Origin of the sequence: Enterobacter sp. E12 (assembly GCF_014596715.2) — a bacterium.
Classification (GTDB): Bacteria; Pseudomonadota; Gammaproteobacteria; order Enterobacterales; family Enterobacteriaceae; genus Enterobacter; species Enterobacter bugandensis.
This window is the reverse complement of the sequence record NZ_CP115601.1, coordinates 2,783,382-2,796,329: the sequence shown is the minus strand read 5'-3', so window position 1 is coordinate 2,796,329 and position 12,948 is coordinate 2,783,382. Positions and strand designations below refer to the sequence as shown.

12 protein-coding genes are annotated in these 12,948 nt (G+C 54.2%); 8 read left to right on the top strand and 4 right to left on the bottom strand.

Annotated features, from left to right (window positions below; all coding sequences use genetic code 11):
• Positions 1-41 precede the first annotated feature (41 nt).
• Together IB212_RS13315 and yebS are read right to left on the bottom strand one after the other, a co-directional pair.
• A complete protein-coding gene (locus tag IB212_RS13315; RefSeq protein ID WP_045630782.1) occupies positions 42-2,675 on the bottom strand; it encodes a PqiB family protein in 2,634 nt (877 codons plus the stop codon).
• Positions 2,644-3,927, bottom strand: a complete 1,284-nt coding sequence (gene yebS / locus IB212_RS13310; protein WP_041909475.1) for a membrane integrity lipid transport subunit YebS — start codon at positions 3,925-3,927, stop codon at positions 2,644-2,646. The genes IB212_RS13315 and yebS overlap by 32 nt, the downstream gene beginning before the upstream one ends.
• 132 nt (positions 3,928-4,059) lie before the next feature.
• Between yebS and IB212_RS13305 the strand changes: the two genes are divergently transcribed.
• From IB212_RS13305 to htpX, 4 genes are all read left to right on the top strand, one after another.
• Positions 4,060-4,557 carry a GAF domain-containing protein gene (locus IB212_RS13305; protein ID WP_008500476.1) on the top strand — a complete coding sequence of 166 codons (498 nt, stop codon included), beginning with the start codon at positions 4,060-4,062 and terminating at the stop codon, positions 4,555-4,557.
• Positions 4,558-4,653: 96 nt separating this feature from the next.
• Positions 4,654-5,340 (top strand): RNA chaperone ProQ, encoded by a 687-nt coding sequence (gene proQ, locus IB212_RS13300; protein WP_028013543.1) that lies wholly within the window; start codon positions 4,654-4,656, stop codon positions 5,338-5,340.
• 19 nt (positions 5,341-5,359) lie between these two features.
• Complete coding sequence (gene prc, locus IB212_RS13295) at positions 5,360-7,408, top strand: carboxy terminal-processing peptidase (protein WP_028013542.1); 2,049 nt, start codon at positions 5,360-5,362, stop codon at positions 7,406-7,408.
• Between the two features lie 193 nt (positions 7,409-7,601).
• Positions 7,602-8,483 (top strand): protease HtpX, encoded by an 882-nt coding sequence (gene htpX, locus IB212_RS13290; protein ID WP_010432647.1) that lies wholly within the window; start codon positions 7,602-7,604, stop codon positions 8,481-8,483.
• A gap of 50 nt (positions 8,484-8,533) precedes the next feature.
• Here htpX and IB212_RS13285 read toward each other — a convergent pair whose 3' ends face one another.
• Entirely contained in the window at positions 8,534-9,907 is a 1,374-nt protein-coding gene (locus IB212_RS13285; RefSeq protein ID WP_041909476.1) for an MFS transporter, read from the bottom strand.
• A 178-nt stretch (positions 9,908-10,085) separates the two neighbouring features.
• On the opposite strand from IB212_RS13285, the gene kdgR reads away from it, so the two are divergent.
• Positions 10,086-10,877: a DNA-binding transcriptional regulator KdgR gene (gene kdgR / locus IB212_RS13280; protein ID WP_014884288.1), complete on the top strand. Its 792-nt coding sequence runs from the start codon at positions 10,086-10,088 to the stop codon at positions 10,875-10,877.
• Positions 10,878-10,942: 65 nt separating this feature from the next.
• Here the strand turns inward: kdgR and IB212_RS13275 are convergent, their stop codons facing one another.
• The gene (locus IB212_RS13275; RefSeq protein WP_041909477.1) at positions 10,943-11,182 is read right to left on the bottom strand and encodes a YobH family protein; all 240 of its coding nucleotides are present in this window, start codon (positions 11,180-11,182) and stop codon (positions 10,943-10,945) included.
• 159 nt (positions 11,183-11,341) lie between these two features.
• Between IB212_RS13275 and mgrB the strand changes: the two genes are divergently transcribed.
• The 3 genes from mgrB to IB212_RS13260 all read left to right on the top strand — a co-directional run bounded on the left by mgrB (position 11,342) and on the right by IB212_RS13260 (position 12,863).
• Complete coding sequence (gene mgrB, locus IB212_RS13270) at positions 11,342-11,485, top strand: PhoP/PhoQ regulator MgrB (RefSeq protein WP_041909478.1); 144 nt, start codon at positions 11,342-11,344, stop codon at positions 11,483-11,485.
• A gap of 74 nt (positions 11,486-11,559) precedes the next feature.
• Complete coding sequence (locus IB212_RS13265; protein WP_041909480.1) at positions 11,560-11,850, top strand: YebO family protein; 291 nt, start codon at positions 11,560-11,562, stop codon at positions 11,848-11,850.
• Between the two features lie 23 nt (positions 11,851-11,873).
• The gene (locus IB212_RS13260) at positions 11,874-12,863 is read left to right on the top strand and encodes an MBL fold metallo-hydrolase (RefSeq protein WP_041909482.1); all 990 of its coding nucleotides are present in this window, start codon (positions 11,874-11,876) and stop codon (positions 12,861-12,863) included.
• Positions 12,864-12,948 lie beyond the last annotated feature (85 nt).

Sequence of the window (12,948 nt, the reverse complement as noted above, 5' to 3'; positions counted from 1 at the left end):
AACATAAAGGCTCCGGTGCGTTGACACCGGAGCCTGTCAGATTAACGCGGCAGGGCCGTTCCCCATTCGCGCCACTCTTTCGGTTCGCTTTCCAGCAGCAGGAAGTGTTTACCCGGCTGCGCTTTCGGCGCCAGCGGCGTTCCCGGCGGGGTGGCAAAGGCAATACCGCCGCGGATGAACTGGTTGAAGGTACCGGTTTTCACCACGCCACCCGTCAGGCCGAAGTCCAGCGAATAGCCGGATGCCAGCCAGAACACCGAGTTATTACGCACCAGATGCTGGTAACGCTCGCTGATGCGTAGCGCCACCATCACGCGGTCGGAGAGCGTGCCGAGCGTGAGGCCCGTTACCGTACCCACCTCAATGCCGCGGAACAGCACCGGCGTACCGATGCCAAGCGAGCCCGCTTCCGGCACTTCCACTACAATGCTCAGGCCGCCAAGGTAGCGCGAGTCGGTAATGGTAGCTTCCTGCAGCTCGAAATCACGACGGGCTTTGCCCTGACCGGGCTCGACATTGATGTAAGGCTGCAGAATGGTGTCGAGATGCTCAACGCCCGCGGCCGAAATCTGTGGGGTCACCACCGAGAAGCGGGAACCCGAGCGGGCGAAGGTCTGCACATATTCCGGATAAAGCACGGCGGTGGCCTGCACCTCGTTGCGCGAGGTGATGAGCGTCAGCTTCTGGATCTGCCCGATATCAATGCCCAGGTAGCGAATTGGCATGCCTTCCGCCAGCTTGCCGGCATCGAACGCATGCAGGGTAATCTGCCCACCCACGGCACGCGCGGCAGTTTCGGATGGGAAGAGAATTCGCTTATCGCCTTTACGCAGGTTCGCGCCCGCGCCGCTGAGGTTATCAAAGCTGATCGCCCCGCGCAGCGCGCGCGAGAGCGGGGAGGCCTGCACGGTCAGGCCGTTGCCGTTAAGCTGCACCTTCGCGCCGCCCTCGGCCCAGAAGACGCTGTTTGGGGTCAGCAGCTTGCGGTACTCGGGCTTGATATGCAGTTCGATATCAAACGCGTCCGCACGCGGGCGAACGGCGATCACCTCCCCAACCTCAAATTTGCGGTAGAGCACCACGGAGCCCGCCTGAACGTCAGGCAGCGTCTCGGCGCTTAAGGTCAGGGTCGTGGTTGGCATATCGCTCAGGCTGTTTTCAATCGCTTTGTCCAGGTTGGCGTACAGCGGGTAGCTGTCGCGAACGGGGCCTTTATTGCCCGGCAAAATGCGAATACCGCCGTTAACCCATTCGCTGGCGCTGGCGCCGAGAAACTCCACGCCATCCAGACCCACCTTCACGTCGACGCGGCTGTTCACCACGAACTTACTGTCGCCATGGACGAGGTTGCTGTATTGCGGATCGATAGCTACCGAGAAGCTCACGCCATTTTCGGAGAGCGTTCGCTCCAGCACCTGACCCACCTGTACGCCATGCAGAATCAGCGGCTGACCGGCCTCAATGCCGTAACTTTCAGGCGCATTGAGCGTAACCGTCACGACGCCCGGTTTTTGCAGCAGCGCTTTATCCGCCGGGGCAATGACGAAGCTATTGCTGGGCTGACCTTCACCGGGGATCAGTTCAAAGGTATTTCCGGTCAGCAGCGTGCTGAGGCTGGCATCGTTCAGAGAGAGTTTAGGGCTGCGCATCTCGATGCGCGTTTTCTCGCGCAGGAGATCGACCACGCTCGGATCGACCGTCATTTCGCCCGTGACCGAGCCGCCCGGATTGAGCGTCATTTTGGTGAGCTGGCCGACCTGCAGTCCCTGGTACATCAGCGGCGTTGACCCCGCTTTCAGCCCTTTGGCATCAGGCAGAACGAGCTTAACGATCACGCCACGCTGGCTGTGCGCCAGATCCGGGTATAAACCGAACGTGTCATCGGCCGTGGCAGGGCTTGAGTTTTCCGGGGAGTCAAAGGCAATGGCACCGTTAACCAGGGCGGCCAGACTCTCCAGCTTCACTTTTGCACCGCTCAGACTGAGGTCGGCATCGACGCCGGAGACATTCCAGAAGCGGCTGCCTTTTTTCACCAGATTGGTGAAGCGACGCTCGATCAGCACATCAATGGTGACGCCCTGTTTATTCGGGTTGATGCTGTAATCATACACACGGCCAACCGGAATCTTGCGGAAGTAGACCAGCGAGCCGCTGTTCAGCGAGCCCAAATCCGGTGCCTGGAGATGGATCATCAAATCGCCGTTATTGAGGCGGTACTTCGGCTGTGTATCCAGCGCGACAAAGTGATCCTGCGGTTCACCTTTGCCCGGCATCATGCCGATGTAGTTGCCGCCAACCAGCGCATCCAGCCCGGACACGCCGGCCAGTGAGGCTTTCGGCGTCACCAGCCAGAACTGCGTTTCGCTGCGCAGGGCATCCTGCATGTCAGATTTTATACTGACCCGCACCTGAATCTTGTTAAGCCCTTTTCCAAGGGAGATGTCCTGAACCGTACCGACTTCGACCCCCTGAAAACGAACGGGGGTTCGTCCGGCGACGATGCCGTCGGCGGTCTGAAAATCAATGGTGACGGTACTGCCGCGATCTTCATAGCTCGTCCAGATAAGCCAGCCTGCAATCATCAGGGCGATGACGGGCAGCAACCAGAATGGCGAAATGCGGCGTTTAGTTTTAATTCTCGCTTCAGTCGGCGAAGCGGGGGTTTCCTGACTCATGTGCATCCCAAAGTAAGCGGCTATCCAGCCATTCCACAGCAAGAATAGTCAATATCACCGCAGAGCCGAAATAAAAAGCCGCGGGTCCCATAGTAAAAGCAAGAAGCTGGTCGCGATTGATCAGCGACATCATCAGCGAAATCACAAACAGATCCAGCATTGACCAGCGGCCAATCCAGGTGACGAATCGCAGAAGCAGAATACGGGTACGTAAACCTTGTTCACACTTAAAGTGAATGCTGACGAGCAGGGTAAACATCACCACCACTTTGGTAAAGGGAACCAGGATACTGGCAATAAAGACGATGGCCGCCACCCCAACGTTACTGTGTGCAAGAGAGATAATACCGGAGAGGATAGTATCTTCCTGACGGCCACCGTTCACGTAAATAATGGATATCGGCAGCATATTGGCCGGGAACAGAAACACCAGGGAGGCAATCAGCGCCGCCCAGCATTTTTGCAGGCTGTTGTTGCGTCGTAACCTCAACGGTATGTGGCAGCGCGGGCAGCGTCCACGCTTGTCGGGCAACCCGGTGTAATGGCATCCCAGACAGACGCGGAGGTTTTCATCCGGGCGGGTGGCAGGGCGCTGCGGGTAAAAACGCTCCCAAAGCTGCTCAACGTTCAGGTGGATCAGTGTCAGGATGCTGAGCAATACCAGGCAGATAAAGGCAAAAAGCCCGACGCCCGGCTGCAGAAAGGCATAGTCCTGCACCTTAATTGATGCCACGCCCACGCCCACCAGATAGATATCCAGCATGACCCACTCTTTAAGCTTTTCCAGCATCAGCAATACCGGACGCAGGTTCATTCCCAAAATGTTACCAAACCACAGGTAGGCAATGGCTGCAACCAGCACCAGCGGCGCGCCGACAACGCAAAACAGTACCATGGCGGCGGTGAGAGGATCGCCCTGGCTCGTCATCTGCCAGATACCCTGCAGCACGTTAGCGTCAATGCGCACACCAAGCAGGTAAAGCTTCAGAAGCGGCTCGGTCCAGGCGAAAGGCATCAGCAGCAGCATGGTAACGGCCATAGCGGCAAGGCGGGTTAACGACCAGTCGCGGCCGTCACGAATTTTAGCGTCACAGCGGGGACAAAAGGCGCTTTGGTGCGATTTCATCTTCGGCAACATAAAAAGCGTATCGCACTGGGGGCAACGCTGATAATGTGCACGAGGCAAAGCGTCGCTTACCGTATGGACAGTTATCTTTTTTGTCGGCGTAATTTTGGTTGTTTTTAAGGCCATCAGCTGCGCGCAAATAAGTATTGTTGAACGTTATATTAACTCATGAACGGATTCATCTTGAGCATGAGCGCATTTATTGCTTATTTTAATAGGCTATGCGGTAATTTTGTAAGACAACTAAGTGATTGAATAATGAACAAAACAGAATTCTACGCGGATCTGAACCGCGATTTTAAGGCATTGATGGCAGGTGAAACCAGCTTCTTAGCCACTCTGGCAAATACTAGCGCATTGCTGTTCGAACGGCTATCCGATGTGAACTGGGCTGGCTTTTATCTCCTGGAAGGTGAAACGCTGGTGCTGGGTCCGTTTCAGGGCAAACTGGCCTGCGTGCGTATTCCGGTAGGGCGCGGCGTATGCGGTACCGCGGTGGCCGAGAATCAGGTTCAGCGCGTGGAAGATGTTCATGCGTTTGACGGGCATATCGCCTGTGATGCTGCCAGCAATTCAGAGATCGTTCTGCCGCTGGTGGTAAAAAATCAGATTATTGGCGTTCTGGATATCGACAGTACGGTCTTCAGTCGCTTTACAACCGAGGACGAACAGGGGCTGCGCGAGCTGGTGGCGAATCTGGAAAACGTCCTCGCTGCAACCGATTATCAAAAATTCTTTGCGAGCGTCGCAGGATAATCAACGGATAACGTAGCATTTACTGATAGCGTCATTATAATGACGCCTGTTCATGCCTGCGCTTGTTGGCAACGTCCGTTGTAATCAGGAAATTTCATGGAAAATCAACCTAAGTTGAATAGCAGTAAAGAAGTTATCGCATTTCTGGCCGAGCGTTTCCCGCAGTGCTTCAGCGCGGAAGGTGAAGCACGTCCCCTGAAAGTCGGTATTTTTCAGGATCTGGTAGCGCGTGTTGAAGGGGAAATGAACCTCAGCAAAACTCAGCTGCGTTCTGCCTTACGTCTTTATACTTCGAGCTGGCGTTACCTGTACGGTATCAAACCGGGCGCGACCCGCGTGGATCTCGACGGCAACCCTTGCGGCGAGCTGGACGAGCAGCACGTAGAACACGCGCGCAAGCAGCTGGAAGAAGCCAAAGCACGCGTTCAGGCACAACGTGCAGAACAGCAGGCGAAAAAACGCGAAGCCGCAGCGGCAAACGGCCAGGAAGAAGCGCCTCGTCGTGAGCGTAAACCACGTCCTGCGCCTCGTCGTCACGACAATAACGATCGCAAACCGCGTGCAGACAAACCAGCAGCGAAAGCCCCTCGTGCGCCTCGTGAAGAGCAGCGCCATACTCCGGTTTCTGACATTAACGCCCTGAGCGTGGGTCAGGCTCTGAAGGTAAAAGCGGGCAACAACGCAATGGACGCCACCGTACTGGAAATCACCAAAGATGGCGTTCGTGTACAGCTGACTTCTGGTATGTCAATGATTGTACGCGCAGAACACTTGTTGTTCTGAAACGGAGGCCAAGCCTGGCATGAACACTTTTTTTAAGCTCACCGCGCTGGCGGGCCTGTTTGCCATAACAGGTCACGCTTTCGCAGTGGACGATATCACGCGTGTTGATCAAATTCCGGTACTCAAGGAAGAGACGCAGCACGCGACGGTAAGCGAGCGTGTAACCTCTCGCTTTACCCGCTCGCACTATCGTCAGTTCGATCTCGATCAGGCCTTTTCGGCCAAAATCTTTGACCGCTATCTGAACTTGCTGGATTACAGCCATAACGTTTTGCTCGCCAGCGATGTCGAGCAGTTCGCTAAGCGCAAATCCGAGGTGGGTGATGAGCTGCGGTCAGGCAAGCTGGATCTGTTCTACGATCTCTACAACCTGTCGCAGAAGCGCCGCTTTGAACGCTATCAGTACGCGCTGAAAGTGCTGGAACGTCCAATGGACTTCACCGGCAACGACACCTTTAATCTCGATCGCAGCAAAGCGCCCTGGCCGAAAGACGAAGCCGAGCTGAACGCGCTGTGGGATGGAAAGGTCAAATACGATGAGCTAAGCCTCAAGCTGACCGGCAAAGATGAAAAAGAGATCCGCGACACGCTGACGCGTCGTTACAAATTTGCCATTCGCCGTCTGGCGCAGACCAACAGTGAAGATGTTTTCTCACTGGCGATGACCGCCTTTGCGCACGAAATCGATCCGCACACCAACTATCTCTCTCCACGCAATACCGAACAGTTCAATACTGAGATGAGCCTGTCTCTGGAAGGTATTGGCGCGGTACTGCAAATGGATGATGACTACACGGTGATCAACTCCATGGTCGCGGGCGGCCCGGCATCCAAAAGCAAAGCGATAAGCGTAGGCGATCGCATTGTGGGGGTAGGACAAACCGGTCAGAGCATGGTTGATGTCATTGGCTGGCGTCTGGACGATGTGGTTGCGCTGATCAAAGGTCCGAAAGGCAGCAAAGTTCGTCTGGAAATTCTGCCTGCCGGTAAAGGCACCAAAACCCGTATCGTGACCCTGACCCGCGAGCGTATTCGTCTGGAAGACCGCGCGGTGAAAATGTCGGTGAAAACCGTGGGTAAAGAGAAGGTGGGTGTCCTGGATATCCCTGGCTTCTACGTGGGGCTGACCGACGATGTAAAAGTTCAGCTGCAGAAACTTGAGAAGCAGAACGTGAGCAGCGTCATCATCGACCTGCGCACGAACGGTGGCGGTGCGCTGACCGAAGCGGTGTCGCTCTCAGGGCTGTTTATCCCGTCTGGCCCGGTTGTACAGGTGCGTGATAACAACGGTAAAGTTCGTGAAGATGCTGATAACGACGGTGTGGTCTATTACAAAGGCCCGCTGGTGGTCCTGGTTGACCGCTTCAGCGCGTCCGCATCTGAAATCTTTGCCGCTGCAATGCAGGACTATGGCCGCGCGCTAATCGTGGGTGAGCCCACCTTCGGCAAAGGTACTGTTCAGCAGTATCGCTCGCTGAACCGTATTTACGATCAGATGCTGCGTCCGGAATGGCCTGCGCTGGGCTCCGTTCAGTACACCATTCAGAAGTTCTACCGCGTTAACGGCGGCAGTACGCAGCGTAAAGGCGTAACGCCGGATATCATGATGCCGACCGGCACTGAAGAGACTGAAACCGGCGAGAAGTTTGAGGATAACGCGTTGCCGTGGGACAGCATCAATGCTGCGACATTCGTGAAGGCAGGTGATATGACGCAGTTTGGCCCTGAGCTGCTGAAAGCGCATAATGAACGCATCGCGAAAGACCCGGAATTCCAGTACATCATGAAGGACATTGCGCGTTTCAATGCTCTGAAAGATAAGCGGAATATTGTTTCTCTGAACTACGCTCAGCGTGAAAAAGAGAACAACGAGGACGACGCAACGCGTCTGGCGCGTATCAACGATCGCTTCAAGCGAGAAGGTAAGCCTCTGCTCAAGAAACTGGACGATCTGCCAAAAGATTACCAGGAGCCGGATCCGTACCTGGACGAGACGGTGCATATCGCGCTCGACCTGGCGAATCTGGAAAAAGAGAAGCCTGCCGTACAGCCCGCTCCGGCAAAATAATCTCTCAACAGGCACAAGAAATTGTGCCTGTTTCTTTTTGTTCTGCATCCTTCCGTCAGGCTGATTTCCAATTGTGTAAAGTTGTGTCTTTCTGGTGACTTACGCCCACCGGATGCTTGAAAATAGCCGTAATACCCATACGATGTGGGTAATCGCATAGTGCGTTTTGTTAAACTGAGGTTAAAAGAAAATTATGATGCGAATCGCGCTCTTCCTGCTCACCAACCTGGCGGTGATGGTGGTTTTCGGGCTAGTGCTAAGCCTGACGGGAATTCAGTCGAGCAGCGTTCAGGGTCTGTTGATTATGGCGCTGCTGTTTGGTTTTGGTGGCTCTTTCATTTCCCTGCTGATGTCAAAGTGGATGGCGCTGAAATCCGTAGGCGGTGAGGTGATTGAACAGCCGCGTAACGACATGGAACAGTGGCTGATGAATACGGTGGCACAGCAGTCTAAGCAGGCAGGCATTGCGATGCCGCAGGTTGCTATTTACCATGCCCCGGATATTAACGCGTTTGCTACGGGTGCCCGTCGTGATGCGTCGCTGGTTGCCGTGAGCACCGGGTTGTTGCAGAACATGAGCCGTGACGAAGCCGAAGCGGTTATCGCGCACGAAATCAGCCATATCGCCAACGGTGACATGGTGACCATGACCCTGATTCAGGGTGTGGTGAACACCTTCGTTATCTTCATCTCTCGTATCCTGGCGCAGATTGCGGCTGGCTTCATGGGTGGCAACCGTGATGAAGGTGAAGAGAGCAACGGTAATCCGCTGATCTACTTCGCCGTATCGATGGTGCTGGAACTGGTGTTCGGTATTCTGGCCAGCATTATCACCATGTGGTTCTCCCGTCACCGTGAGTTCCATGCGGATGCCGGTTCAGCGAAGCTGGTAGGGCGTGAAAAGATGATTGCCGCCCTGCAGCGTCTGAAAACCAGCTACGAGCCGCAGGAAGCGAACAGCATGATGGCCTTCTGCATCAACGGCAAATCAAAGTCGCTGAGCGAGCTGTTTATGTCTCACCCACCGCTGGATAAACGTATTGAAGCGCTGCGCAGTGGAGAATACCTGAAGTAACGCTAAGCGCTTAAATAAGCCGGGCAGGAGAACACTCCGCCCGGCTTTTTTTATGCCTGAACGCCGGGTTGGGTCACGCGCAACCCGCTGACGATGGCTGCAAGGGTGGCAAGGGCGCCTGCGGTGAGAAGCGCAACGTGGTTGCCGTTTTGCCCGGCAAGGTTAAACATCAGGGCAACCAGCGCCGCACCGGTGCTTTGCCCCAGCAGACGCGCGGTCCCCAGCATGCCGCTGGCACCTCCGCTGCGGTGGCGCGGTGCAGAGGTAATAATGGTGTGGTTGTTGGGGGACTGAAACAGGCCAAACCCGGCTCCGCACAGGATCATGCGCCAGATGATGTCCAGATCCCCTGGCGATGATGGCAGCAGCGCCAGCGCGAAAAGACCTGTTGCCATCACGGCCAGCCCCACCGCGCCCAACAAACCGGCATGTACACGTTCTATTAAATAACCTGCCAGGGGGGCCATCACCATCGTCGCCAGCGGCCAGGGGGTTAACAGCAGCCCGGTCTCCACTTCGGAACGTCCTATCACGCTTTGCAGGAAGAAGGGCAGAGAAACCAGAGCCAGCATCTGGGCGCAGAATGAGCAGACGGAGGTGCAGATGGAAAGCGAAAAGAGGGGAATACGCAGCAGATCGACCGGCAGTAAGGGCACCGGCAGGGAAAGCTGGCGGCGAACAAAGAAGAAGCCCGTCACCAGCAGGGCAACAAGCTCCACGGCGGTTAGCATCAGGGATTGACCCTGCGCAAAACCGCTCAGGGCGGTAATCAGCAGACCAAAGGTGAGCGCATTCATCACCGCGCTTGCTACGTCAAAGCGCGGCATGGTGCTTTTCGGGCCGTTAGCGGGGAGAAATCGCAGGGCAAAGAAGATGGCCACGATACCCAGCGGCACGTTTATGGCGAACAGCCACTGCCACGAGGCGACAGAAAGAATGGCCGCTGCAATCGTTGGCCCGGCGGCAGAAGAGACCGCGACAATAAACGAATTTATCCCCATGCCGCGGCCCAGATGGCGGTGCGGATAAATTAGGCGGATTAGCGCCGTATTGACGCTCATCAGCGCCGCGCCGCCAAAACCTTGCGCGATGCGCGCCAGCGTCAGCGTATGCAGAGAGTCCGAAAGGGCGCACAGCAGTGATGTAAAGGTAAATACCACCAGCCCGCACTGATATACCCGACGGTAGCCGAACATATCGCCCAGAAAAGAAAAGGAGAGCAGGGAAACCACAATCGCAATCTGATAGGCGTTAACAATCCATATCGAACTGGCCGGGGAAGCATGCAGATCGGTGGCAATGGTGGGAAGGGCAACGTTCGCAATCGCGCCGTCAAGAACGGCCATTGAGATACCAATAATAATCGTAGCGATAGCGCCATACCGCTGGGGCAAAGGCAGGCCATCGGAAAGGTTCTTTTCCATCGGGGATAAATAGCTCAGAGTGAAATTATTCTCAGGGTAACTATTTTAGCATCGTTAACACCGTTTTATGTCGCAGATTTGTAACGAAGTAAACGCGGATTGATTGCAGGTAACATGACGGGAATTTATAATAAAAACCGGTTCTGATTTTTATAAAACACTCTCTATGAGGTGGTAAATGGCAATTGCGGATTTGGATAAACAGCCAGATTCAGTTTCTTCCGTGCTGAAGGTGTTTGGCATCTTACAGGCGCTCGGGGAAGAGCGTGAAATTGGTATCACAGAGTTGTCACAGCGCGTGATGATGTCGAAAAGCACCGTTTACCGCTTTTTGCAAACCATGAAATCACTGGGTTACGTTGCACAGGAAGGCGAATCTGAAAAATATTCTCTGACGCTGAAACTGTTTGAACTGGGTGCCCGGGCATTGCAAAACGTGGATCTGATCCGTAGCGCGGATATTCAGATGCGCGAGATCTCCCGCCTGACCAAAGAGACTATCCACCTGGGCGCGCTGGATGAAGACAGTATTGTTTACATCCATAAAATTGACTCCATGTATAACCTGCGTATGTATTCGCGCATTGGTCGTCGCAACCCGCTTTACAGCACGGCAATCGGTAAGGTTCTGCTGGCGTGGCGCGATCGTGAAGAAGTTAAACAGATCCTCGATGGCGTGGAGTACAAACGCAGCACTGAACGCACCATTACTAACACCGATGAGTTATTAACGGTGCTCGACAAGGTGCGTGAGCAAGGGTACGGCGAAGATAACGAAGAGCAGGAAGAAGGGCTGCGCTGTATTGGCGTTCCGGTGTTTGACCGTTTTGGCGTCGTGATCGCAGGGTTGAGCATCTCTTTCCCAACGCTTCGCTTCTCGGAAGAGCGCCTGCACGAGTACGTGGCTATTCTGCATACCGCCGCGCGTAAGATTTCTGAACAGATGGGTTACCACGACTATCCGTTCTAACCCCGGTTAGCATAAAAAAACGCCGCATCTTTGCGGCGTTTTTTATTCGTCGTTAACGCTGTGACTCAGCCATTATCAATCACGACGGAGGTCTTACGCAGTACCGGGCAGTTGGTTAACCCAATGATCCCGCTATCCGAATGGAGATACTGCGCCGTGCTAACTCCCTGTGCTGTTAAATACTTACATTGAATGCCTAACCCTGCGGCGTTTTCGGTGCTTCCCACCAGCACGCCATAACCCGTTAAAAGAAGGCCAATCCAGAGTATCGCCAGTGCAACAATTGTACGAATAATTAAGCGCATTATTACCTCTTTATCATTGTTATCATGACGCTAGCCTAACCGGTTTACGTAATGAAACAAGTGCAGGATTCTGAAAAGAGCCTGATGGCGCTACAGTTAGTCCTTGTTTAAGATAACCGTGATAACCTGGTCATATCAGGTCTTTAAACGGAGTGTGGAGTGAAAAAAATACGCTGGATGATTCTGATTATCGTGCTGATAGCATGCGTGGTGTTGTGGACGCAGACTATCAACGTGATGTGCGATCAGGATGTACAGTTTTTTAGCGGCGTTTGCGCAATCAATAAGTTTATTCCGTGGTAGCACGCATTTTTTCTTCAGGTGATTTCCTTCCTTCGCGCCAGTGGTAAAATAGACGTTTTTATTGAGGTGGTGAAATGGGTGAGTTACTGAATTCAGGGCTGCTAAATATGGCATCCCTGACGATCTCTTTGGTTGTTCTGCTGGTGGGGCTGGTCATTTGGTTTTTCGTAAACCGTGCCAGTTCACGTACCAATGAGCAGATCGAACTGCTGGAAGCGCTGCTTGAGCAGCAAAAACGGCAGAATGCACTGTTGCGTCGTCTGTGCGAGGCTAACGAGCCGGAAGAGAAAGAAGCACAAAAAGAAGCGGTCGCTGACGACAACAACGATCAAGACGATTTTATCCGCCTGGTGGCTGAGCGTTAATCGTATTATTCCGGGAGGTGGCAGTGGTCTGGAAAAATCCCTGGTATGACCCCTCCCTGAAACATCACACCCCAAACGGTTTTCGTAATACCACTTCTGCAGGACACCAGCCTGGCGACCTTGAACGCTGGCGCAAAGAACGCAAAGCAGCTGGCTTACCGAAGCCGCCCGCGCTCGGCTACAATGACTTTATCCGGCGGTGGTGGCAACCGGCCGATCTTCAGCAGCCGCAGCAGGATGGGGCGTGGTGGCTCGGACATGCGAGCATACTGCTGCAGCTGGACGGCAATATCCTTCTTACCGATCCCGTTTTTTCAAGGCGCGCTTCTCCACTTCCTTTCTTAGGGCCGCAGCGTAGAACGCCTCCGGCACTCTCTGTCGATCAACTGCACCAGCTTGACGCGGTCGTTATCTCGCATAACCATTACGATCATCTTGATGAACTCACTGTTCGCCACATTCTCAAACGCTTTCCCGACGTCAGTGTGTTTGTTCCTTTAGGCCTGGGCGGCTGGTTTCGCCGCCGGGGCGCAAAACAGGTGGTTGAGCTCGACTGGTGGCAGAGTTTTACCTGGCAGGGGATAACATTATCCGCCGTACCGGCGCAGCACTGGAGTATGCGCACGCTCTGGAACCGCAATCGCTCATTGTGGTGCGGCTGGGTCTTTGAAGGGCGGCATCACCAGTTCTGGTTTAGTGGCGATACCGGCTATTCGCCTGAGCTGCTGATGATACCGGAACGTTTGGGGAAAATTGATGCTGCAGCATTGCCCGTTGGCGCCTATGCTCCACGATGGTTTATGGCCGTACACCATATGGATCCCCAGTCTGCCGTTGCGCTGTGGCAACAGTTAGGTTGCCCGCTGGCGTTCCCTGTTCACTGGGGCGTGTTTGAGCTGGCGGATGAAGCGCTGGATGACCCCATAAAAGAATTAACTGATGCGCTGGATAATGTAGCACCAGTTAATAATACTTTCAGGATACTGAAAGTTGGTGAGTATTTACCCTTATAAACGAAGCGATGAATTGTTGCGTATATTATGTATGTATTCGTCGTCAGGAAAATTTTAATTTTATCGAAACGTTTTGCTTGCCTTG